Source organism: Bradyrhizobium sp. 21, from assembly GCF_023073335.1.
GTDB lineage: Bacteria > Pseudomonadota > Alphaproteobacteria > Rhizobiales > Xanthobacteraceae > Bradyrhizobium.
Window position 1 is genome coordinate 1014647 of the sequence record NZ_JADPJG010000002.1, and the last position, 22221, is coordinate 1036867.

Below are 22221 nucleotides of genomic sequence, written 5' to 3' on the forward strand. Positions count from 1 at the left end.
ATGGCCGCGTTGGGAATGGCCGCGCCGGCTTGGGTATGGCTGCAGTCGTGCGCCTGACGGAAATCCTTCACATCGCAGTCAATGACGGCGGCTAGCAATTTGCATCTCATCAGATGCTGCCGGGCAGGCGTCACGGACATCACAAGGAGACCAGCGATGCGCAGGGAAGATTTGCTGAGGCTTCCGTCCATGCCGGCGGCCGGACCGAGCTATCCGGCCGGGCCCTATCGCTTCGTCAATCGCGAATTCCTCGTCATCACCTACGAGACTGATCCGGACCTGATCCGCACCGGCCTGCCCGAGCCGCTGGAGCCGATCGACCAGCCGATCGTGCATTACGAATGGATCAAGATGCCGGACTCGTCCGGCTTCGGAAGCTACACCGAATCCGGCCTCGTCATCCCCGCGCGCCTGCACGGCGAGGAGGTCAATTTCGTCTCGCAGATGTATCTGGACGACGATCCGCCGATCGCCGCCGGCCGCGAGATCTGGGGCTTCCCCAAGAAATACGCCCATCCCAAGCTCGAGATCGTCAAGGACACGCTGACGGGCACGCTGGAATATGCGGGCCAACTCGTCGCCATGGGCACGATGGGCTACAAGCACGAGAGCATGGCCGGCAACGGCGATCTGACCCGCGCGACGCTGTCGAAGACGCAGGTCAATCTGAAGATGATCCCCGGCGTCGACGGCCATCTCGAGATCTGCCAGCTCGTGGCGATCAACCTCATCGACATCGTGCCGAAGGGCTCCTGGATGGGGCCCGGCCGGCTGCATCTGGTGCCGCATGTCAACGCGCCCGTCGCCGATTTCCCGGTCCGCCGCTGCCTCGGCGCGCATCATTACATCGCCGATCTGACGCTGCCGTTCGGCCGCGTCGTGCACGACTACATCAGGGAAGCCGAGGCTGCGGTCGCGACCGGGCTGGCAGCGGAGTAGGACGCCATCATCAAACTGTAACAATGCCGTAATTGAGTACCCTGTGGATCCGGAAGATGCCGTCAGCCATCTTCCGGACCGGGGGCATTCGTTGACGGTTGGGGTTGGGTCATGGCTGAGCCGGCAAAGCTTGTCAGCGCGATAACGGAGTCCGTGTCTGCCATTCCCGGCCTGGTCTGGGCGTTCCGCCTCCACGGCGACGGCAGTGCCGAGCCGCTGCCGATCGACCAGCCGATCGAGTTCAGCCATGACGGCCGGCTCTGGCTGCATTTCAACCTCACGGACACGCGCGCACGGCCGTGGATCGCCGCGTCCCAGCTGCCGCCGCTCGCGCGCGAGCTGTTGCTGTCCAACGACACCTTCCAGCAGCTTCACGTCATCGACCACTGCGTCTACGGCGTGTTCTCCGACCTCGTGCGCGACATCGATAGCGCGACGGAGGACACCGCTTTCCTGCGCTTCGCCATGACCGAGCGGCTCCTGATCAGCGGCCGCCACCAGGCGCTGTGCTCGGCGGACGCGACGCGCCGGGTGCTCGAAGGCGGCTACCGGGTCGACAACGTCGCGCACCTCCTCGAGAAGATCGTCGACGAGGTCGCCGACACGCTTGACAGGATGGCAGACAAGCTCGGCCAGGAGATCGACGACATCGAGGAGCGGATTTTGGCCGACGACGTCAAGCCGGAGATGCGCCGCAATCTCGGCCGGCTGCGCCGGACCTGCGTCAGGCTGCACCGCCAGCTCACCGGGCTGCGCGCGCTGTTCCATCGCCTCGACCAGAAGAACACCGACCACTTGGCGCCGGGGCTGCGGATTCAGGCAGGCAAGCTGGCACAGCGGCTCGACGGGCTCGACCACGATATCGTCGAGCTGCGCGAACGCAGCCGCCTGCTCGAGGAAGAGCTGCGTTTCAAGAACGAGGAGGAGAGCAACCAGCACCTCCACACGCTGTCGATCGTGACGACGCTGCTCTTGCCGCCGACGCTGATCACCGGCATCTTCGGCATGAACACCAAGGGCCTGCCGCTGACCGATGTCGAGACTGGATTCCTCTGGGCCGCCGGCCTGATGGCCTCGTCGATCGGTGCGGCCTATCTCTTCATGCGGCGCACGGGCATATTCAAATAGAGTGTGCCATCAGGTTTATCAGCCGTGAGCGGGACTGCCCATAGATCTCCGTTGCGAAGCGCGGTCGCCATTGCGGCAGCGTGCACCTTGGCGAGCACCAGCGCCATCGCCGGTGCCAAGGACGAGAGCGCGGCCGAATGGCTGGCGCCGAAATGGTTCAATGAATGGCATGACGGGCTCGCCAACAAGGGCCTGAACTTTGGCGCCACCTATATCGCCGACAACATCGGCAATGTGTCGGGCGGCGTTAAGCGCGGCGCCATCCATTTCGGCCGCCTCGATCTGTCGGTCGATGCTGATCTCGACAAGCTGGTCGGCTGGACCGGCGGCCGCATCTACGCCAATGCCTTCATCATTTATGGTCGCGGCCTCTCCCGCAACAACGTCATGAACCTCGCCACCATCAGCGAGATCGAGGCGCTGCCGGACCAGCGGCTCTACAACGCCTATTTCGAGCAGAGCTTCTTCAACGACAGGCTGAACATCAGGGCGGGCCAGCAGGCCGCCGATGTCGAGTTCTTCGACAGCGAGACCGACGACCTCTTCATCAACGGCACGTTCGGCTGGCCGGCGATCAAGGCGTCCAACCTTCCGGCCGGCGGCCCGGCGCCGCCGATCGCGGTCCCCGGCATTCGCATCAAGGCCGCGCTGACGGACCAGATCACCGCCTTCGCCGCGGTGTTCAACGGCGATCCGTCAGGACCGGGCGATGCCGATCCGCAGCTGCGCGACCATCATGGTCTTGCCTTCCGCGTCAACGATCCGCCGTGGGTGATCGGGCAGGTCCGCTTCAACTACGACCTTGATATCGGCGGCCGTCCGCTCGCCGGCAATTTCACGCCGGGTGCCTGGAAGCATTATGGCTCGTTCGACAGCCAGCGCTTCACGATCGAGAGACAGTCGATCGCCGATCCAGGGGGAAGCGGCATTCCGGCAAAGCTCCGCGGCAATTACGGTATCTTTGCCGTCATCGAGCAGGTGCTCTACCGTCCGCCCGAGGTCAAGGACAACACCACGTCGGCCTCGATCCCCGGCGTCACCGCGTTCGGCCGCATCGCCTACAGCCCGCCCGACCGCAATCTGATCGATCTCTATCTGGACGGCGGCATCGGCTTCGTCGGCTTCGTACCCGGTCGACCGCTCGACCGCTTCGGCGTGGCGGCGGCCTACATGCGCATCTCGAACACCGCGCGTAACCTCGATGTCGACACCCAGTTCTACACCGGCGTCCAGAGCCCCGTGCGCAGCAACGAGAGCCTGATCGAGATGATTTACGAGGCGCATATCAAGCCGGGCTGGCTGATCGCGCCTTACTTCCAATACGTATTCCGCCCCTCCGGCGGCATCCCGAATCCCGCCGATCCGACCGGGATATCGCGGATCGGTGACGCCGCGGTGTTCGGCGTCACCACCACACTCAGGTATTAGGCCATCGCCGCTTGCGGCTTTGGCTTCGGTTGTCGCGACAACGTCAGCACGATCAGTGAGGCGAACACGCAGAGCGCGCCGGCGATGAAGAAGGCGGGCAGGTAGCTCTGATAGACCGTCCGTGAGAAACCGGCGCCGAAGGCGGCGGTGCCGGCGCCGAGCTGATGGCCGGCGAAGATCCAGCCGAACACCAGATTGGCGCGCTCGGGTCCGAATTTCTGCGCGGTGAGGCGCACCGTCGGCGGCACGGTGGCGATCCAGTCGAGCCCATAGAACATCGCGAAGATCGAGAGCCCATAGAACGAGAAATCGCTGAAGGGGAGGAAGATCAGCGAGAGCCCGCGCAGGCCGTAGTACCAGAACAGCAAAAAGCGGTTGTCGTAGCGGTCCGACAGCCAGCCCGACATGATGGTGCCGAAGAAGTCGAAGATGCCCATCGCAGCCAGCAGGCCCGCTGCCTGCACCTGCGGGATGCCGAAATCGAGACACATCGGGATCAGATGCACCTGCACGAGGCCATTGGTGGATGCGCCGCAGACGAAGAATGTCGCAAACAGGACCCAGAACGCGCTCGACTTCGAGGCGTCGCGCAGCGTGCCGAGCGCAACGCCGGTGATCGAGCCATGGCTGACGGGCGGCACGGGCAGGGATGTGGTGCCTTCGTCGCCGAACGGGCGCAGGCCGACATCGCTCGGACGGTCGCGCATCGCGAGCAGGACGGCGAGGGCGGAAACACAGAGCGCGATGCAGACGAAGCCGAGCGCAAGCCGCCAGCCGAAACGTTCGGTCAGGCTTGCGAGCAGCGGCAGGAACACGAGCTGGCCGGTGGCGACGCTCGCGGTCATGATGCCGATGACGAGGCCGCGTCTTGCCGCGAACCACCGTGTCGCGATGGTGGCGCCCAGCACCAGCGCGGTCATGCCGGTGCCGATCCCGATCACCACGCCCCACAGCGCGACGAGCTGCCAGACCTCGGTCATGCCGAGGGAGAGCACCAGCGCGGAGACGACGATGAGCTGCGCGGTGAGCGTGACGTTGCGCAGGCCGTAGCGGTTGAGCAGGGCGGCCGCGAACGGCGCCATCAGCCCGAACAGGATGAAGCGGATCGACAGCGCGGATGAGATCTCCGCCGTGCTCCAGCCGAACTCCTTCTGAAGCGGAATGATGAACACGCCGGGCGCGCCGACCGTGCCGGCGCTGATCAGCGCGGTGAGGAAGGTCACGCCGACCATCACCCAGCCGTAGTGGATATTGCGGCGGCCGAGTGTTGCCGCGAGCCAGTTCGAGATCATTGAGCCTCAATCTTGGTGGGCAGGTTTGAAAAACACCTGCGCGAGTTTGCAGAATGGCACGAAACCCGTTTGTCGGAAACGACAGAGTTCCCTCATTTCCGGACTTTTACCTCAGTGGGTCAAGCGCTCCACCGCAATCGCAGTGGCTTCGCCGCCGCCGATGCACAGCGCCGCAACGCCGCGCTTGAGGTTCTGCGCCTCCAACGCATGCAGCAGCGTCACGATCAGCCGTGCGCCGGTGGCGCCGATGGGGTGGCCGAGCGCGCAGGCGCCGCCGTTGATGTTGAGCTTCTCGCGGGGAATGCCGAGATCGCGCTGCGCCGCCATCGCCACCACGGCGAAGGCCTCGTTGATCTCGAACAGATCGACGTCGCCGGCACTCCAGCCGACCTTGTCCAGGAGCTTGCGGATCGCCGGGATCGGCGCAGTGGTGAACCATTGCGGCTCCTGGCTGTGGGTGGCGTGGCCCTTGATCTCGGCGATTGCAGGCAGACCGCCCCGATCTGCGAGCGAGCGCCTCGTCAGCACGAGCGCCGCGGCGCCGTCGGCGTTCGCAGAGGAGGCCGCCGGGGTGATCGTGCCGTTGGCGCGGAACGCGGGCTTCAGTCCGGGGATCTTTGCGGGGTCGACCTTCAGCGGATGTTCGTCATTGGCGATGATGCGCGGGCCTGCCTTCTCGGTGAGCGTGATCGGCGCGATCTCGGCCTTGAACGCACCGTCCTCGACCGCCTTGCGGGCGCGGCTCAGCGTTTCCATCGCATAGGCGTCCTGGTCCTTGCGGGTGAACTGGTAGGCTTCGGCGGTGGCCTCGCCGAAATCGCCCATGGAGCGGCCGGTCTCGTAGGCGTCCTCCAGTCCGTCCATCATCATGTGATCGATGATGCGGTCGTGGCCGGCGCGATAGCCGCCGCGCGCCTTAGCCAGCAGATAGGGGGCGTTGCTCATGCTCTCCATGCCGCCGGAGACGACGTACTCGGCCGAGCCGGCGCGAATGATGTCGTGCGCAAGCATGGTCGCTTTCATGCCGGAGCCGCAAACCTTGTTCACGGTGGTGGCGCCCGTGGCATCGGGGAGGCCGGCTGCACGCGCGGCCTGACGCGCCGGTGCCTGGCCCTGTCCCGCCGGCAGCACGCAGCCCATGAAGACCTCGTCGACCTTTTCGGGCGCAAGCTGCGCACGCTCGAGTGCGGCGCCGATCGCGTGGGATCCGAGCTTGTGTGCGGGGAGCGGCGACAACTCGCCCATGAAGCGACCGAGCGGGGTGCGGACGGCGGAGACGATGACGACGGGATTGGCGGCTGCGGCCATGATGGGACTCCCTGTGACGACAGTCAATAAGATTATACCCATCATATGATGCGGCGCAAAAAAATGCAACCGCGTCCGGCATGAGAAATTGTCGTGGTTCGGATGAGAATTGGTCGTTCGATCGGAGGAGGGTGTGATTGTCGCGGGCCTATGGCGTGGTGGCCGCTCCGCATGACGCTGTCATCGCCCGACTTGATCGGGCGATCCAGTACTCCGAGACGGCTGTGATGAATCGAGAATCTGCGGCGTACCGGATACCCCGGTCAAGCCGGGGCATGACACCTCCAGCTTGGAGAGAGCCTCTTCAGCACTGCGGTCGCGGCCCTACCGCTTCCTGTTCACGAACGCCTGCATCAGCCGCGTCGGCTCGTCCGTCAGGAACGACTCGCCGAACACCTTGATGCTCAGGTTTACCGACTCCGTCAGCGGCAATTCCTCCCACTGCCGCAACAGCGCCTTCTGCGACCGCAGCGCCTCGGGGCCGCATGCGAGCAGCGCGTTGACGAGATGTTCGACCTCGGCATCCAGCTCGCCCGCCAGTGCGACCTTGTCGACCAGCCCCCACGCCAGCGCCGTCGGCGCGTCGATGTTTTCCGCGGTCATTACCAGCCAGCGCGCGCGGGCCCAGCCGATCAGGCGCGGCAGCAGCGCGGCATGGATCACCGAGGGAATGCCGACGCGCACCTCCGGCATGCCGAAATGCGCATCATGCGCGGCGATCCGGAAATCACAGGCTGCCGCGACCTCGAGCCCGCCGCCGAGGCACCAGCCGGGCATGCGTGCGATCACGGGGGCCGGGAAGGTGCGCACGGCCTCGCAGAGATCGCGCAGGCGGCTGATGAAGGCTTCGGCCGATCTCTGGTCGAGCTTGGCCATCTCTTTTATATCGGCGCCACCGATCATGCTCTTCTCGCTCTGGCCGCGCAGCACCACGACGCGGATGCCGCGATCGGAGCTGAGCTGCTGGAGGCCTTCGCGGACCGCGTCGGTCACGGGCGAGCCCAAAATATTCAGCGAGCCGGCGTTGCAGATCGCGACATGAACGACGCCGCGCGCGTCGCGCGTCACGCCGCAATGGTGGTTGAGCATTTCCATGATGGGATCTCTGAGTTTCGTGGACTTGCGCAAGGATACGCCGGTCGGGATCACTTCCGAGCCGAAACGCATGTGTTGTCAAGCCGCGAGGAGGCGAGATTGCCAGCGCGAAGTCCGCGATATAGTATGATGGATGTCATACAAAGAGGTGGCCATGTCCTGTAACGATCAACTCGACCTGTTCTCCCCGGCGCAACGGCGCGAGCGCCTGGTGGATTGGCAGGTGCCGGCGCCGGTGGCGAAGGCGGCTATGGGACTTTCCGGCATGGACGCCATGCTGGGCATCCGCGACGGCCGCCTGCCGCCGCCGCCGTTCGCCAAACTGATTGGCTTCGTGATGGCCGTGGTCGAGCCGGGCCGGATTGTGATGGAACTGGAGCCGCGCGAGGACCTCGAAAATACCATCGGCCTCCTGCACGGGGCGACCGCCGCGGCGCTGATCGACACCGCCATGGGCTGTGCGATCTCGACCCGGCTGGAAGCGGGGCAGAGCTCGGTGACTCTCGACCTGAAAATGACCTTCCTGCGTCCGCTCTCGGTCCGTTCAGGGCCGATCTCGGCCGAAGGTAAAGTGATCAAGCTGGGACGCCAGAGCAGCTACACGGAGGGTTTCGTGCGCGACGGCAAGGGTGCGCTCGCGGTCCATGCAACTGCAACCTTTTCGATGATCGGCAATGCCTTACCATGAATTAATGCACCGCCTGGTCTGTTTCTGTGTTATGAGATGATCTCCGACATTCAATGAGACCCGCATGCGCTATTCCCGGGAACACAAGCAGGAAACTCACGACCGTATCGTGAAGAAGGCCTCGGTGCGGCTGCGCGAAAAGGGCGCCCACGGCATCGGCGTCGCCGACCTCATGAAGGAGGCGGGCCTGACCCATGGTGGCTTCTATGCCCATTTCGATTCCCGCGAGGCGCTGGTGATCGAGGCGTTTGGCTATGCGATGGACCGCGGGATGGAGCACTGGCGCAAGCGGTCCGATCAGGTTGCGCCCGAGAAACAGCTCAGCCAGATGGTCGAGACCTATCTCTCCGCGCTGCACCGCGACGATCCCGGCCATGGCTGCTCGATTCCAGCGCTCGGCGCCGAGATCGCCCGCGAGAGCCCGAAGACGCGCAAGGCCTTTGCCGGCAAGCTCGACGAGATGATCGAGATGATAACCGACTTCATCCCAAATCTGCCGCGCAAGGCCGCGCGCAAGCAGGCGATCGCGACGCTGGCGACCATGGCCGGCACCATGCTGCTGGCGCGCATTGCCGGCTCCAGCGAGCTGTCGGATGAGGTTCTGAAGTCCGGCAAGGACAGCGCGCTCGATGGCGCGCGCCGTGAGCCGAAGGCGGCGGCGAAGAAGCCTAAGCAGAATTAGGTGCCGTAGGGTGGACTAAGGCGCCGTCCTTATGCCGCGCCCACTATCTCTCCGGGCACTTGATTGGCACGGTGGGACGCGTCGCTTTGCCCTCCCTAGGAGAGCAGTGCCAGCCTTCCAGCAAACAGCGCCCGCTCGCGCTCCACGATCTCGCTGATGTAATCCGCCACAGCCCTGATCCGCGCGAGGTCCTTGCTGTCGGCGTGCATCAGCATCCAGAAGGTGCGGGTGATCGAGATCTCTTCCGCCAGCACCGACACGAGCTGCGGATAGTCGCTTGCCATGAAGTGCGGCAGGACCGCGATGCCGAAGCCGGCAAGCGTCGCATTGAGCTGCGCGATCAAATTGGCGCTGCGCAAGCGCGCGGAAATCTTCGGCGACACCTGCGGAAGATAGTCGAGCTCGGGCGTGAACAGTAGCTCCTCGATATAGCCGACGAAGCGGTGCTGCGGCAGCATTTCGGGCGAGGTGATCGCCGGGAAGCGGTCGAGATAGCCAGCCGAGGCGTAGAGCCCGAGGCGATAGTCGAGCAGCTTGCGGCCGACGATGCGGCCCTCCTTCGGCATGGTCAGGCTGATGGCGATGTCGGCCTCGCGCTTGGAGAGACTGAACAGCCGGGCGGTTGCCACAAGTTGCAGATCGAGATCGGGGTACCGGTCCGCGAATGGTGCGAGGCGGGGCGCGAGGAAAGCCGTGCCGAACCCGTCGGGTGCGCCGATCCGTACCGTGCCGGTCAGCCGCGCCACGGAGCCGCCGACCTGTTCCTGGTTGGCGACGATGGTCGATTCCATCGCTTCCGCGCTGTCGGCGACGCGCTGGCCAGCCTCGGTGAGCAGGTAGCCGGTCTTGCGGCGGTCAAACAGTTTCGCCGAAAGGTGCTTCTCCAGCCGGTCGACCCGCCGGATCACCGTGGCATGATCCACCCCGAGCTGCTTTGCCGCAGCCGAAACCGAGCCGCCTCGCACGATGGCCAGCACGAAGCGAAAGTCGTCCCAATCGATAGCGCCTTGATCCAGCATTCTCGCACATCTAAGGTGCATTATCTCAGACTTGAATCCTATAAAATGCAGGTCGATAGGATTTGTCAAAGCGGATCAGGCCTGAAGGAGATCATTCCATGCGTTCAGTCGGACATTTCATCGGTGGCAAGGAGGTGAAGGGCACCTCGGGCCGCACCGCCGACGTTTTCGAGCCGATGACGGGTGACGTCCAGGCCAAGGTGGCACTGGCGTCCAAGGCCGAGGTCCGCGCCGCCGTGGAGAACGCCCGCGCCGCGCAGCCGGAATGGGCCGCGACCAATCCGCAGCGCCGCGCCCGCGTGATGATGAAGTTCGTCGAGCTGGTGCAGCGCGATTACGACAAGCTCGCCGAGCTGCTCGCCCGCGAGCACGGCAAGACCGTTCCCGACGCCAAGGGCGACATCCAGCGCGGCCTCGAAGTCGCGGAATTCGCCTGCGGCATCCCGCATCTGATGAAGGGCGAGTACACCGAAGGCGCTGGCCCCGGCATCGACATCTACTCCATGCGGCAGGCGCTCGGCGTCGTCGCCGGCATCACACCGTTCAACTTCCCGGCGATGATCCCGATGTGGAAGTTCGCGCCAGCGATCGCCTGCGGCAACGCCTTCATCCTCAAGCCCTCGGAGCGCGATCCCGGCGTGCCGATGATGCTTGCCGAGCTGATGATCGAGGCGGGCCTGCCGGCCGGCATCCTCAATGTCGTCAACGGCGACAAGGAAGCGGTCGACGCCATCCTCGACGACCCCGATATCAAGGCCGTCGGCTTCGTCGGCTCCACCCCGATCGCGCAATACATCTACGAGCGCGCCGCCCAGACCGGCAAGCGCTGCCAGTGCTTTGGCGGTGCCAAGAACCACGCCATCATCATGCCTGATGCCGACATGGATCAGGCGGTCGACGCGCTGATCGGCGCGGGTTATGGCTCGGCCGGCGAACGCTGTATGGCCGTCTCGGTCGCCGTCCCCGTCGGCAAGTCCACCGCCGACCGGCTGATGGAAAAGCTGATCCCGCGCGTCGAGAGCCTCAAGATCGGTACCTCGATCGATCCGTCCGCCGATTACGGTCCGCTGGTGACGCGCGAGGCGGTCGAGAAGGTCAAGGGCTATATCGACATCGGCATCAAGGAAGGCGCGACCCTCGCCGTCGACGGCCGCGGCTTCAAGATGCAGGGCTACGAGAACGGCTTCTATCTCGGCGGCTCGCTGTTCGACAACGTCACCAAGGACATGCGGATCTACAAGGAAGAAATCTTCGGCCCCGTCCTCTCGGTCGTGCGCGCGCATGACTACAAGGAAGCACTCGCCCTGCCGTCCGAGCATGATTACGGCAACGGTGTCGCCATCTTCACCCGCGACGGTGACGCCGCGCGCGACTTCGCGGCCAAGGTCAATGTCGGCATGGTCGGCATCAACGTGCCGATCCCGGTGCCGATCGCCTATTACACCTTCGGCGGCTGGAAGAAGTCGGGCTTCGGCGATCTCAACCAGCACGGGCCGGACTCGGTCCGCTTCTACACCAAGACCAAGACGGTGACCTCGCGCTGGCCGTCCGGTGTCAAGGAAGGCGCGGAATTCTCGATCCCGCTGATGAAGTAATCCTCCCGCCGTCATTGCGAGGAGCGTAGCGACGAAGCAATCCAGGGTCTTTCCGCGGAGACAGTCTGGATTGCTTCGCTTCGCTCGCAATGACGAGAAAAATGAGCAGCCCGGCATGCAGTTCGCTCTGAACGAGGATCAGATCGCGGTTCGCGACATGGCGTTGGCGTTTGCGGCAGAGAAGATCGCGCCGCACGCGCTGCGCTGGGACGAGGAGAAGCAATTTCCCGTCGATGTGATGCGCGAGGCCGCAACACTCGGCATGGGCGGCATCTACATCCGCGAAGATGTCGGCGGCTCTGCGATGACGCGGTTCGACGCGGCGCTGATTTTCGAGGCGCTGGCGACGGGCTGTCCGACCACCTCTGCCTTCATCTCCATCCACAACATGGCGTCCTGGATGATCGATGCCTATGGCAGCGACACTCAGCGCCACACATGGCTGCCCAAGCTCTGCACCATGGAGCTGATCGCGAGCTACTGCCTGACCGAGCCCGGCGCAGGCTCGGACGCGGCAGCACTGCGCACCCGCGCCGTGCGCGACGGCGACACTTACGTCCTCAACGGCCAGAAGCAGTTCATCTCGGGCGCGGGCGGCACCGATCTGCTGGTCACGATGGTGCGCACCGGCAGTGATGGCCCCGGCGGCATTTCGACCCTCGTCATTGACGGCAAGACGCCGGGCGTCTCCTTCGGCGCCAACGAGCGCAAGATGGGCTGGAACGCGCAGCCGACCCGCGCCGTGATCTTCGAGAACGCGCGCGTGCCGGTGGCTAATCGCCTCGGTGAAGAGGGTATCGGCTTCAAGATCGCGATGGCCGGCCTCGATGGCGGACGTCTCAACATCACCGCGTGCTCGCTCGGCGGCGCGCAGACCGCGCTCGACAAGGCGCGCGCCTACATGAAGGAGCGCAAGGCTTTTGGAAAGCGCCTCGACGAATTCCAGGCGCTGCAGTTCCGCCTTGCCGACATGGCGATCGAGCTCGAGGCCGCGCGCACCTTCCTGTGGCGCGCAGCAGCAGCACTCGATCGCAAGGACCCCGACGCCACCATGCTCTGCGCCATGGCCAAACGGTTCGGCACCGATGCCGGTTTCGAGGTCGCCAACCAGGCGCTCCAGCTCCATGGCGGCTACGGCTACCTCAGCGAATACGGCATCGAGAAGATCGTGCGCGATTTGCGCGTGCACCAGATCCTCGAAGGCACCAATGAAATCATGCGGCTGATCGTGGCGCGCAAGCTGATCGAGGGCGCGCGATGAGTGCCATGGAAGAGGGTGATGTGGTCGCACGGGTCGAGGGCTCGGCCGGTGTTATCAGGCTCAACCGCCCGAAGGCCATCAACGCCGTGACGCTGGAGATGTTTCGCGACATCGACAAGGCGCTCGACCGCTTCGAGGCTGATCCCGCGGTCGCCGTCATCCTGCTGGAAGGTGCGGGCGAGCGCGGCCTGTGTGCCGGCGGCGACATCCGTACCCTCTGGGAAAGCTCGAAGGTCTATGGCGATCTCGGCAAGATCTTGTGGCGCGAAGAGTACATTCTCAACGCCCGCATCAAGAAATTCCCGAAGCCGTATGTCGCGTTCATGGACGGCATCGTGATGGGTGGCGGCGTCGGGCTCTCGGCACATGCGAGCCATCGCGTCGTCACGGACCGCACCAAGCTCGCGATGCCCGAAGTCGGGCTCGGATTCTTCCCGGATGTCGGCGGTACCTTTCTGTTGTCACGCTCGCCGGGCGAGATCGGCACCTACTTTGGTTTGACCGGCCAGACCATGAACGGCCCCGATGCGGTCCACGCGAAATTCGCCGATGCCGTGGTCCCGGCGGCCAAATGGCCGGAGCTGCGCGAGGCGCTGACCAAGGTTAGCCAAGGCACGACCGCAGCCGATGTCAGCAAGCTCATCAACGGTTTTGCAACCGGCGATGCCGCAGGACCGGTCGCCACGAAGCAGGCGATGATTGACGCGTTATTCGGCCACGACCGCATGGAGGACATCGTTGCGGCGCTGAAGCGCGATGGCTCCGAGTTCGCTCAAGCCACTCTGAAAACGCTGAGCGAGAAATCGCCGCGCGGCATGGTGGTGACACTGAAGCTGCTGCGGCTCGCGCGCACGGCGTCGAGCCTGGAGGAGTGCCTGGTGCGCGAATATCGCGCCGCGTGCGAAGTCTTCCGCAGCGACGATTTTCGCGAAGGCGTGCGCGCTGCCGTGATCGACAAGGATCGCAATCCGACCTGGTCGCCGCCACGGATCGAGGATGTGACGCCCGAGATGCTTGCGCCGTATCTCGCCGAGATCGGTGCCAACGAACTGAAGTTTAGCTAACAACAACGTTCAAGCGGAGGAAACGAAGATGGCCACGATCGCATTCATCGGTCTCGGCAACATGGGCGGCCCGATGGCCGCGAATCTGGTCAAGGCCGGCCACAAGGTCGTCGCGTACGACCTCGCTGAGGCGTCCCGCAATCAGGCCAAGGCCGACGGCGCCGGCATCGCCGAGAGCGCGGCGGGGGCGGTGAAAGGCGCCGATGTGGTCGTCACCATGCTGCCGGCCGGCAAGCATGTGCTCGGCGTCTGGACCGAAATCGTGCCCGCGATGGCCAAGGGCGCGCTGATCATCGACAGCTCCACCATCGACGTCGAAAGCGCGCGTCAGGCGCATGCACTGGCCGCCAGGAACGGCGTGCTCTCGGTCGACGCGCCGGTCTCCGGCGGCACCGGCGGCGCCAAGGGTGCGACGCTGACCTTCATGTGCGGCGGCGAGGAGAACGCGTTTGCCGCGGCAAAGCCCGTGCTGGAGAATATGGGCAAGAAGATCGTGCATTGCGGCGGCCCCGGCGCCGGCCAGGCGGCAAAGATCTGCAACAACATGATCCTCGGCATCTCCATGATCGCGGTGAGCGAAGCTTTTGCGCTGGCTGAGAAGCTCGGGCTCTCGCATCAGGCGCTGTTCGACGTCGCCTCGACCTCGTCGGGCCAGTGCTGGTCGCTCACGACCTATTGCCCGGTGCCTGGCCCGGTGCCGACCTCGCCCGCAAACAACGATTACAAGCCGGGGTTCGCCTCGGCGCTGATGGTGAAGGACCTGACGCTGGCGCAGGACGCCGCAAAGGCCGCGGGCGCGGCGACGCCGCTCGGGCAGCATGCGCAGGAGATTTACCAGGCCTTCGATAGAGGCGGCCAAGGCGGGGTGGATTTTTCCGGAATTATCAAGCACGTTAGGGGGCTGGCCGGGAAAGCTTGATGACGACATTTCAGGACGCGCGGGCGTTTCTTCTCGCTCACCGCACGGATTACGAAACGGCGGTCAAGGACTTCCGCTGGCCGGATCCTGTTCCCTTCAACTGGGCGCTCGACTGGTTCGACGAACTGGCGAAGGATGTGGAAGCCAAGGACCGGCCCGCGCTCTGGATTGTCGACGCCGCGCAGGACAAGCAGACAAAACTGTCCTTCGCGGCGCTCTCGAAGCGCTCCAGCCAGGTCGCCAACTTCCTGCGCGCGCAGGGCCTGAAGCGCGGCGATCATCTCCTGCTGCTGCTCGGCAATGTGGTGCCGCTGTGGGAGACGATGCTGGCTGCGATGAAGCTCGGAATCGTCGTGATTCCCGCGACCACGCTGCTCACCGCTGAGGAACTGCGCGACCGGCTCGATCGTGGCAGGGCGAAGGCGGTGGTAGCCGCCGAGGATCAGGTCGCGAAGTTCGCGAGCCTTGAATTCACAAGCCTTGGTGCGGAGAACATCGTCCGCATCGTGGTCGGCGCGGCCTCCGATGGCTGGCTTGCCTATGGCGAAGCGGCGAAAGCCTCGGACACGTTCACGCCCGATGGCCCGACCAACGCCGACGACCCGATGCTGCTCTATTTCACCTCGGGGACGACGGCAAAACCAAAGCTGGTCCTGCATAGCCAGCGCAGCTATCCCGTCGGCCATCTCTCGACCATGTACTGGATCGGGCTGAAGCCTGGCGACGTCCATCTCAACATCTCATCGCCCGGCTGGGCCAAGCACGCCTGGAGCTGTTTCTTCGCGCCGTGGAATGCGGGCGCGACCGTGTTCGTGGTCAACCAGCCGCGCTTCGATGCCAAGGGCCTGCTCGCCACCATCGGCCGCTGCGGCGTGACGACATTGTGCGCGCCGCCGACGGTGTGGCGGCTGTTCATCCAGGAGAACCTTGCTGCGTTCAAGGTGAGCTTGCGCGAGGTCTGCGGCGCGGGCGAGCCGCTCAATCCTGAAGTGATCGACCAGGTGCAGGCCGCCTGGGGCCTCACCATCCGCGACGGCTACGGCCAGACCGAAACGACGGCGCTCGCCGGCAATTCGCCGGGGCAAAAGATCAAGGTCGGCTCGATGGGCCGGCCGCTGCCGGGCTATCGCGTGCAGGTCAGCGACGCCGACGGCCATCGCTCGAAGGAAGGCGAAGTGACGCTGCTGCTGGGTCCAGATCGCCCCGCCGGCCTGATGCAGGGCTATCAGGCCGACGACGGCGGGTTGTCCGGCGCGGAGGGCGAGCTCTATCGCAGCGGCGACGTGGTGTTCGAGGACGACGATGGCTATCTCACCTTCGTGGGCCGGTCCGACGACGTCTTCAAATCCTCCGACTATCGCATCAGCCCGTTCGAGCTCGAGAGCGTGTTGCTCGAGCACGAACTCGTCGCGGAAGCCGCCGTGGTGCCGAGCCCGGATCCGATCCGGCTGGCGATCCCCAAGGCGTTTGTGCTGCTGACATCCGGCGCGGAACGCTCGCCGGAAACCGCGCTCTCGATCTTCAAGCATCTGCACACGCGCCTTGCGCCGTTCAAGCGCATCCGGCGCCTCGAGATCGTCACCGAGCTGCCGAAGACGATCTCGGGAAAAATCCGCCGCGTTCAGCTTCGACGGCTGGAGCGCGACGACGACCGCAACGATCCCCTGCGCGGCCGGGAATTCCGCGAAGAGGATTTCCCGGAGCTGCCGAAAACACGGAGTGAGACCTAAGTGAACGAAGTCTGGAAGAAGCCGCCGATTACGCTGGAGGCCTATCAGGCCCTGGTCGGCAAGGAGATCGGCGTATCCTCGTGGCACCTGGTCGACCAGCCCCGGATCGACACCTATGCCGACGTCATCGAGGATCACCAGTTCATCCACGTCGATCCGGAGCGTGCGAAGAAGGAGACGGCGTTCGGCACCACCATCGCCCACGGATTCCTGACGATGTCGCTGCTGTCGATCATGTCCTACGAGGTGATGCCCGTCATCGCGGGCACAACGATGGGCGTCAATTACGGTTTCGACAAGCTGCGCTTCATCTCGCCGGTGCGCTCGGGCAAGCGCGTGCGCGGCCGTTTCGTGCTGGCGGAAGCCAAGCTGCGCAAGCCGAATGAATTGCAGTCGCGCACCAACGTCACCGTGGAAATCGAAGGCGAGGACAAGCCGGCGCTGGTCGCGGAGTGGCTGGGGTTGATCTATTTCGCATAGGGCGGGCCGGGCTTGACCCGGCCATCCATCGCTGCTCAAAAAGCGAACCAATCTCGCGCGTAACGTTCCCACCCCGTCCCCCTGTGGGAGAGGGTGGCTTCGCGCCACCTTCTCCCACAGGGGAGAGGGGAAGAAGACAGGAGGCACACTCATGGCAATCAGGTTTGACGGACGCGTCGCCATCGTCACCGGCGCGGGTAATGGTCTGGGGCGCGCGCATGCGCTGGGATTGGCAAGCCGCGGCGCGAAAGTCGTGGTCAACGATTTCGGCGGCGCACGTGACGGCAGCGGCGGCTCGCTCTCGCCGGCCGAAACCGTGGTCGAGGAGATCCGCAAGGCCGGCGGCACCGCGATGGCCGACGGCGCCGACGTCTCGAATTTCGAGCAGGTCACCGCGATGGTCGAGCGCGCCACCAAGGAGTGGGGCAGCGTGGACCTATTGTGCGCCAATGCCGGCATTTTGCGGGACAAGTCGTTCGGCAAGATGGAAGCGGCCGATTTCCAGAAGGTGCTCGACGTGCACCTTGTCGGCACCTTCTATTGCTGCAAGGCGGCTTGGGCCGGCATGCGCGACCGCAATTACGGCCGCATCGTGCTGACGACGTCGTCCTCCGGCCTCTACGGCAATTTCGGCCAGGCCAATTATGGTGCGGCCAAGTCCGGCATGGTCGGCCTGATGAACGTGCTGGCCGAGGAAGGCCGCAAGACCGACATCCGCGTCAACATCATCTCGCCGACGGCCGCGACCCGCATGACGGAAGAGCTGCTGCCGCCGCAGGCGCTGCAATTGATGAAGCCGAATGCGATCACGCCGGCGGTCGAGTACATGCTGAGCGAGGACGCGCCGACGCGTACCATCATGGGCGCCGGCGCCGGCTCGTTCGCGGTGATCAAGATCGTCGAAAGCGAAGGCATCAATTTGCCGGAATCCGAGTGGACCCCAGACGCGATTGCGGCGCATTTCGCCGAGATCAGCGACATGTCAAAGGCGAGGGCGCTGACGGGGGCGTTCGAGCAGACGCAGAAATACGTGGCGCAGGCCGCTGCACGCGCCGGGGTAAAACTCTGACGGCGGTCGCCGTCATCGGCGCCGGCCCGGCCGGTCTGATGGCGGCCGAAGTGCTCGTGCAGGGTGGTGCTCGCGTCACCGTCTACGATTCGATGCCGTCCGCTGGCCGCAAATTCTTGATGGCCGGCCGCGGCGGACTCAATCTCACCCACAGCGAACCGCTGCCGCAGTTCATGGCGCGCTACCGCGAGGCCGCACAGAGGCTGCACACCGCGATCGACGCGTTTCCGCCTGATGCGCTACGCGCCTGGAGCGAGGCGCTGGGTGAGCCGACTTTTGTCGGCTCCAGCGGGCGGGTATTTCCAAAGGCGTTCAAGGCGTCGCCCTTGCTGCGCGCCTGGCTGCGACGCCTCGATGCCGCCGGCGTGCGCTTTGTTTTTCGTCATCGGTGGACGGGCTGGGACGGGGACGGACGACTGGTCTTTGATCCACCCGGCGGCGCAGATGCCGTCGCCGCAGACGCCACTGTGCTGGCACTCGGTGGCGCAAGCTGGCCGCGACTGGGCTCCGATGGCAGCTGGACTGCGATCCTGGCCGACAGGGGCGTCGCGATCGCGCCGCTGCGGCCGGCGAACTCCGGCTTCACTATCGACTGGTCCGACATTTTCCGCACGCGCTTCGAGGGCCAGCCGCTCAAGGGCATCACGCTGTCCTTCGGCCAACACCGCGCGCGCGGCGAGGCCATGATCACGAGCGGCGGGATTGAGGGCGGGGCGGTCTATGCGTTGTCGGCCGAGCTGCGCGAGGCGATCGCAGCGAACGGCGAAGCGGTCCTGCACGTCGCGTTGCGGCCGGATGTCCATCATGGCGAGCTCGTCAAGCGCCTGTCCGCCCCGCGCGGCAAGCAATCGGTCTCCAACTTCCTGCGCAAGGCCGCACAGCTGTCTCCGGTCGCGGTCGGGTTGTTGCAGGAAGCCACCATCGGTGCTGGCCTGTCGTTGTCGGCAATGTCGGCTGAACGGCTGGCGGAGCTCATCAACGCCGTGCCGGTCAAGCTCATGGGCGTCGCGCCGATCGCGCGCGCGATCTCCAGCGCCGGCGGGATTTTCTTCGATGAACTCGACCCGGACTTCATGATCCGCAAGCTGCCGGGCGTGTTTGCAGCCGGCGAGATGCTGGACTGGGAGGCACCGACGGGTGGCTATTTGCTGCAGGCCTCGTTCGCGACGGGGGCCGCGGCGGGACGGGGGGTGTTGCGACGGCTTGGACAATTGTCGTCCTGACCGTCCCATCATGACGTCCCGGTTCGGGTTGCGAGATCAGTGAGCAGGCCGAGCACGCCGAAGCTTGCCGCCACCGCGCAGACCATCGTCCAGCCGCCGTAGCTCCAGGCCAGGGATGCCGCCGCGGCGCCGACACCACCGCCAATGAAGAACAGCGCGACGAACAGGCCGTTCAGGCGACCGCGTGCCTCGGGGCGCAAGAGGTTGATCGCGCGGCGGCCCAGCGTCTGGTCGGTGGTGATGCCGACGTCGAGCAGGATCGTGCCGAGGCTCAATACCAGCAGACCGGCGATCTGGGATTCCAGCGCGCCGGCCCAGGCACAGAGGGCGAGTGAGCCGATGATAAGCAGATGGGCCGCAAGGAGCATCGGCCGCGCCCGGCCCTTGTCGCCCCAGCGGCCGGCCATCGGTGTCGCCGCGGCGCCTGCGACGCCAATCAGTGCGAAAGCCGCAACTCCCTTGGCGTCGAGGTCGAACGGCGCCTCCGGCAGCCGCAGCGCAACCGCCGACCAGAACGCCGTGAAGGAGGCCATGACAAGCGACGCGGTCCAGGCCCGCACACGCAGCACCGGCTCCTCGCGCAGCAGTCTTGGAAAGGACAGCAGTAATTCGGCGTAACTCGCGCGTCCCGTCGGTTGAAGGGTCGGAAGGTAACGGGCGAGCGCGCCGGCAAGCACGGCCATCAGAGCGGCCGAAACGACATAGTAGGCGCGCCAGCTCCAGAGGTCGGCGATCAGGCTCGCCGCAGGTCGTGACAACAGGATCCCGATCATCAATCCGCCCATCACCTCGCCGATGGCCTGGCCGCGGCGATCCGGCGCCACCATGGACGCGACCAGCGGAACCATCATCTGGATCGCCGCGCAGCAGATGCCGAGGATGAAAGTGGCGAGCAGCAGGAGCGCAGGCGTCGGCGCGAGCGCCGTCGCGAGGGCGGCGAGGATCGCGCAGCCGAGCGTGCGGAGGATGACAAGCCGGTTCTCAACCAGATCGACCAGAGGCACGAGCAGCAGCAGGCCGAGTGCGTAGCCGAGCAGGGTCAGCGTGCTGATCAGGCCCGCCTGCCACGCGGGCATCGACATTGACCGGCCGATCAGGCCGAGCAGGATCTGCGGCGCGAACAAATTGGTGACGACGACGCCGGCGGTGATCGCGCCGAGCCAAATCAGGGGCCGCTCGGCGAGCCGGTTCTGGGACGCGGGCTTGGCGGCTTCGGAGATAGTCATGGGACCTCGCAGCTGTGGCGCGAGCCCCTTTAAGCGGAGCGATCATTATGCTACAATTCAAATAAGCCTATAAAGAATATGCAGGTTTGTTATGAACACCCATGACCTTGTCGCTTTCGTCGCCGTGGTCGAGACCGGATCGATTGTTGCGGCTTCGGCGCGTCTCAATCTCACCCAGCCCGGCGTGACCCGGCGGATCCAGAATCTCGAGGAGATGCTGGGGGCGCAGCTTCTGGATCGGCTCTCGAAGCCGCTGAAGCCGACGGCAGCGGGCCATGAGGCCTATGAGCAGGGCAGGCGCCTGCTCAGGATGCTGGACGACCTCAAGTCGGGCGTCGCCAACGACGGAATGGTTCGCGGCGAGTTCAGGCTCGGTCTGACGCCGTTTCTCTCGGAGGCGGGCTTGATCGCGCCACTCGATGCGGTGCGCGCCGAATTTCCAGCGCTGGCCGTGCGGGTCGTCTCCGGTTGGTCGCCGAACCAGCTCGAGCGCGTCTGCCGCAACGAGCTCGATGCAGCCGCGATCTGTCTACCCGACGGCGCGGTGCCGCCGGCCGATCTCGCAGCCGACGATCTCGGCGCGCAGCCTGTCGTCTTCGTCGTCGCGCGCGACATGAAGATCCCGCGCACCGTCGACCTGGAACGGCTGTCCCAACTGTCGTGGGTGATCAACCAGGATGGCTGCGGATTTCGCGATACGCTGAAGCGAAAATTCGACGCCTCGCATCTGCCCTTCAACATCGCGGTCGAGGCGCTGGACAGTGAGCTTCGCCTGTCCCTGGTGTCGCGCGGCCTCGGCGTGGGGCTGGTCACCCCCATCGCCCTGAAGCGCAGCGCATTTCGCGACAAGCTCAAGCCGGTCGCTGCGCGCGACTTCAAACCCGCCGTGCGCGCATGGGTGGTGCATCGCGCCCCCGCCGGTCGGCTGGAGCGGCCGATCAAGCTCTTCCGCGATGGGCTGGTCCGGGAACTCCAGGCGCTGACCGGGGACTAACTACCGCAGCTTCCCCCGCGCTGCCACCGGCAGCGTGCCGATGATCTCCTCGCCGCGCACCATCACGACCTCGTCCATCATGTTGACGACGACGCAGACGTGGTTGGGCACGATACGGACGACGTCGCCGACATTCGGCCGCGTGTTGCTGCGGGAAAGGTCGAGGAAGCCGTGCTCCTCGGCGAAGCGCGCGATCTTCGCTTCGGGGTGCTCGAGGATCAGGCCGTGACCGTCGAGGCCGCCGGTGTCGGTCGTCAGCGTCTTTGACCCGGCGTCCAGAATGCCGCGCTCGGGCGCGGCGCGGCTCACGACCGTCGAATAGATGTGCAGCGCGCAGTCGTCCCAGGTGGCGGAGCCGGCGGCGACCTGCATGCGGTCGTTGTAGATATAGGTGCCGAAGCGATGCTCGGTGCCGCCCTTGAGCTTGCCGATATTCTTCAGGTTCGGGGTACCACCGGTCGAGACGATTTTTGCATCCAGCCCGTGCGCGCGCACGCCGGCCAGCGCTTCGTCATAGAATTTTTGCGCGTCGGCCCAGCCGGTCTCGGTCGGGTAGAGCATGAAGCCGGCGAATTGCAATCCGTTGGACGCCGCGATCTCGCGCGCCAGCGCAATCGCCTCGGCCGGCGTCTCGACGCCGGCACGCTTGCGGCCCGTGTCGCACTCGACCACGACGGAGAGGGGGCGGCCCGAGGCCGCGGCGGCCTTGGGCAGACCGGACACCACGGTCGAGTTGTCGGCGGCGACCGTCATGTTGGCCTTCGCCTGCAGCGCACCCAGCCGCGCCATCTTCTCTTCGCCGAGCAGATTGTAGCTGATCAGGATGTCGTCGATGCCTGCATTGGCCATGATCTCGGCTTCGCCGAGTTTTTGGCAGGTGATGCCCTTGGCACCGGCTGCGACCTGCATCTTCGCGATCGTCGGGTTCTTGTGCGTCTTGATGTGGGGACGGTTGGCGACCCCGGCGTCGTCGCAGGCCTTCTGGATGCGCGCGATGTTGCGCTCGACCTTGTCCATGTCGATGACGGCGCAGGGCGTGCCGTATTCGCGGGCGATTTTTGCGGCGAGGGGAGTGGTCATG

Annotated in this window: 19 protein-coding genes and 1 pseudogene; 14 read left to right on the forward strand and 6 right to left on the reverse strand. The window is 65.2% G+C overall.

Translation table 11 applies throughout. The features are described from left to right. Nucleotides 1–156 precede the first annotated feature (156 nt). From IVB31_RS04610 to IVB31_RS04620, 3 genes are all read left to right on the forward strand, one after another. Complete coding sequence (locus tag IVB31_RS04610) at nt 157–939, forward strand: acetoacetate decarboxylase (RefSeq protein ID WP_247319053.1); 783 nt, start codon at nt 157–159, stop codon at nt 937–939. Nucleotides 940–1050: 111 nt separating this feature from the next. Continuing rightward, entirely contained in the window at nt 1051–2067 is a 1017-nt protein-coding gene (locus IVB31_RS04615; protein ID WP_247319058.1) for a transporter, read from the forward strand. Between the two features lie 24 nt (nt 2068–2091). Further along, nucleotides 2092–3495, forward strand: a complete 1404-nt coding sequence (locus IVB31_RS04620) for a carbohydrate porin (protein WP_346730850.1) — start codon at nt 2092–2094, stop codon at nt 3493–3495. Here IVB31_RS04620 and IVB31_RS04625 read toward each other — a convergent pair. From IVB31_RS04625 to IVB31_RS04635, 3 genes are all read right to left on the reverse strand, one after another. After that, the gene (locus IVB31_RS04625) at nt 3492–4787 is read right to left on the reverse strand and encodes an MFS transporter (RefSeq protein ID WP_247319064.1); all 1296 of its coding nucleotides are present in this window, start codon (nt 4785–4787) and stop codon (nt 3492–3494) included. The two genes, IVB31_RS04620 and IVB31_RS04625, sit on opposite strands and share 4 nt — an antisense overlap. A gap of 111 nt (nt 4788–4898) precedes the next feature. Beyond that, nucleotides 4899–6095 (reverse strand): acetyl-CoA C-acyltransferase, encoded by a 1197-nt coding sequence (locus IVB31_RS04630; RefSeq protein WP_247319067.1) that lies wholly within the window; start codon nt 6093–6095, stop codon nt 4899–4901. Between the two features lie 324 nt (nt 6096–6419). Further along, nucleotides 6420–7190 (reverse strand): enoyl-CoA hydratase, encoded by a 771-nt coding sequence (locus IVB31_RS04635; RefSeq protein WP_247319424.1) that lies wholly within the window; start codon nt 7188–7190, stop codon nt 6420–6422. A gap of 154 nt (nt 7191–7344) precedes the next feature. Here IVB31_RS04635 and IVB31_RS04640 point away from each other — a divergent pair, with 154 nt between their 5' ends. Beyond that, a complete protein-coding gene (locus tag IVB31_RS04640; protein ID WP_247319068.1) occupies nt 7345–7878 on the forward strand; it encodes a PaaI family thioesterase in 534 nt (177 codons plus the stop codon). Between the two features lie 64 nt (nt 7879–7942). Next, nucleotides 7943–8560: a TetR/AcrR family transcriptional regulator gene (locus IVB31_RS04645; RefSeq protein WP_247319071.1), complete on the forward strand. Its 618-nt coding sequence runs from the start codon at nt 7943–7945 to the stop codon at nt 8558–8560. Nucleotides 8561–8655: 95 nt separating this feature from the next. Here IVB31_RS04645 and IVB31_RS04650 read toward each other — a convergent pair whose 3' ends face one another. Continuing rightward, nucleotides 8656–9579, reverse strand: coding sequence for a LysR family transcriptional regulator (locus IVB31_RS04650; RefSeq protein WP_247319073.1), 924 nt, complete (start codon nt 9577–9579; stop codon nt 8656–8658). 98 nt (nt 9580–9677) lie between these two features. Between IVB31_RS04650 and IVB31_RS04655 the strand changes: the two genes are divergently transcribed. From IVB31_RS04655 to IVB31_RS04690, 8 genes and pseudogenes are all read left to right on the forward strand, one after another. After that, nucleotides 9678–11174 (forward strand): CoA-acylating methylmalonate-semialdehyde dehydrogenase, encoded by a 1497-nt coding sequence (locus IVB31_RS04655; protein ID WP_094896561.1) that lies wholly within the window; start codon nt 9678–9680, stop codon nt 11172–11174. A 115-nt stretch (nt 11175–11289) separates the two neighbouring features. Beyond that, nucleotides 11290–12435 (forward strand): isobutyryl-CoA dehydrogenase, encoded by a 1146-nt coding sequence (locus IVB31_RS04660; protein WP_247319076.1) that lies wholly within the window; start codon nt 11290–11292, stop codon nt 12433–12435. After that, nucleotides 12432–13499: an enoyl-CoA hydratase/isomerase family protein gene (locus tag IVB31_RS04665; protein ID WP_247319078.1), complete on the forward strand. Its 1068-nt coding sequence runs from the start codon at nt 12432–12434 to the stop codon at nt 13497–13499. The genes IVB31_RS04660 and IVB31_RS04665 overlap by 4 nt, the downstream gene beginning before the upstream one ends. A gap of 13 nt (nt 13500–13512) precedes the next feature. Continuing rightward, a pseudogene (mmsB, locus tag IVB31_RS04670) lies at nt 13513–14418 on the forward strand (3-hydroxyisobutyrate dehydrogenase); the annotation flags it as partial. Continuing rightward, a complete protein-coding gene (locus IVB31_RS04675; protein ID WP_247319081.1) occupies nt 14418–16148 on the forward strand; it encodes an AMP-binding protein in 1731 nt (576 codons plus the stop codon). The pseudogene mmsB and the gene IVB31_RS04675, both read left to right, overlap by 1 nt. Beyond that, nucleotides 16149–16628 carry a MaoC family dehydratase gene (locus IVB31_RS04680; protein WP_247319082.1) on the forward strand — a complete coding sequence of 160 codons (480 nt, stop codon included), beginning with the start codon at nt 16149–16151 and terminating at the stop codon, nt 16626–16628. Nucleotides 16629–16779: 151 nt separating this feature from the next. Then, the gene (locus IVB31_RS04685; RefSeq protein WP_247319085.1) at nt 16780–17697 is read left to right on the forward strand and encodes an SDR family NAD(P)-dependent oxidoreductase; all 918 of its coding nucleotides are present in this window, start codon (nt 16780–16782) and stop codon (nt 17695–17697) included. Next, on the forward strand, nt 17694–18920 hold the full coding sequence (locus IVB31_RS04690; RefSeq protein WP_256464288.1) for a TIGR03862 family flavoprotein: 1227 nt from the start codon (nt 17694–17696) through the stop codon (nt 18918–18920). Before IVB31_RS04685 ends, IVB31_RS04690 begins: the two co-directional genes overlap by 4 nt. Nucleotides 18921–18928: 8 nt before the next feature. On the opposite strand, the gene IVB31_RS04695 is transcribed toward IVB31_RS04690, so the two are convergent. Then, complete coding sequence (locus IVB31_RS04695; RefSeq protein ID WP_247319089.1) at nt 18929–20146, reverse strand: MFS transporter; 1218 nt, start codon at nt 20144–20146, stop codon at nt 18929–18931. A gap of 91 nt (nt 20147–20237) precedes the next feature. Here IVB31_RS04695 and IVB31_RS04700 point away from each other — a divergent pair, with 91 nt between their 5' ends. Further along, nucleotides 20238–21140 (forward strand): LysR family transcriptional regulator, encoded by a 903-nt coding sequence (locus IVB31_RS04700; protein WP_247319091.1) that lies wholly within the window; start codon nt 20238–20240, stop codon nt 21138–21140. On the opposite strand, the gene IVB31_RS04705 is transcribed toward IVB31_RS04700, so the two are convergent. Next, the gene (locus IVB31_RS04705) at nt 21141–22220 is read right to left on the reverse strand and encodes a D-TA family PLP-dependent enzyme (RefSeq protein WP_247319093.1); all 1080 of its coding nucleotides are present in this window, start codon (nt 22218–22220) and stop codon (nt 21141–21143) included. It lies immediately after the preceding gene. Nucleotide 22221: the final 1 nt, after the last annotated feature.

Excerpts from the sequence above, each read along its gene's own strand:
- IVB31_RS04660 (WP_247319076.1), top strand. The coding sequence starts at position 11,290 with ATGCAGTTCGCTCTGAACGAGGATCAGATCGCGGTTCGCGACATGGCG.
- IVB31_RS04655 (WP_094896561.1), top strand. The coding sequence starts at position 9,678 with ATGCGTTCAGTCGGACATTTCATCGGTGGCAAGGAGGTGAAGGGCACC.
- IVB31_RS04665 (WP_247319078.1), top strand. The coding sequence starts at position 12,432 with ATGAGTGCCATGGAAGAGGGTGATGTGGTCGCACGGGTCGAGGGCTCG.
- IVB31_RS04700 (WP_247319091.1), top strand. The coding sequence starts at position 20,238 with ATGAACACCCATGACCTTGTCGCTTTCGTCGCCGTGGTCGAGACCGGA.
- IVB31_RS04610 (WP_247319053.1), top strand. The coding sequence starts at position 157 with ATGCGCAGGGAAGATTTGCTGAGGCTTCCGTCCATGCCGGCGGCCGGA.
- IVB31_RS04685 (WP_247319085.1), top strand. The coding sequence starts at position 16,780 with ATGGCAATCAGGTTTGACGGACGCGTCGCCATCGTCACCGGCGCGGGT.
- IVB31_RS04615 (WP_247319058.1), top strand. The coding sequence starts at position 1,051 with ATGGCTGAGCCGGCAAAGCTTGTCAGCGCGATAACGGAGTCCGTGTCT.
- IVB31_RS04630 (WP_247319067.1), bottom strand. The coding sequence starts at position 6,095 with ATGGCCGCAGCCGCCAATCCCGTCGTCATCGTCTCCGCCGTCCGCACC.
- IVB31_RS04640 (WP_247319068.1), top strand. The coding sequence starts at position 7,345 with ATGTCCTGTAACGATCAACTCGACCTGTTCTCCCCGGCGCAACGGCGC.
- IVB31_RS04675 (WP_247319081.1), top strand. The coding sequence starts at position 14,418 with ATGACGACATTTCAGGACGCGCGGGCGTTTCTTCTCGCTCACCGCACG.
- IVB31_RS04625 (WP_247319064.1), bottom strand. The coding sequence starts at position 4,787 with ATGATCTCGAACTGGCTCGCGGCAACACTCGGCCGCCGCAATATCCAC.
- IVB31_RS04645 (WP_247319071.1), top strand. The coding sequence starts at position 7,943 with ATGCGCTATTCCCGGGAACACAAGCAGGAAACTCACGACCGTATCGTG.
- IVB31_RS04635 (WP_247319424.1), bottom strand. The coding sequence starts at position 7,190 with ATGGAAATGCTCAACCACCATTGCGGCGTGACGCGCGACGCGCGCGGC.
- IVB31_RS04695 (WP_247319089.1), bottom strand. The coding sequence starts at position 20,146 with ATGACTATCTCCGAAGCCGCCAAGCCCGCGTCCCAGAACCGGCTCGCC.
- IVB31_RS04705 (WP_247319093.1), bottom strand. The coding sequence starts at position 22,220 with ATGACCACTCCCCTCGCCGCAAAAATCGCCCGCGAATACGGCACGCCC.
- IVB31_RS04650 (WP_247319073.1), bottom strand. The coding sequence starts at position 9,579 with ATGCTGGATCAAGGCGCTATCGATTGGGACGACTTTCGCTTCGTGCTG.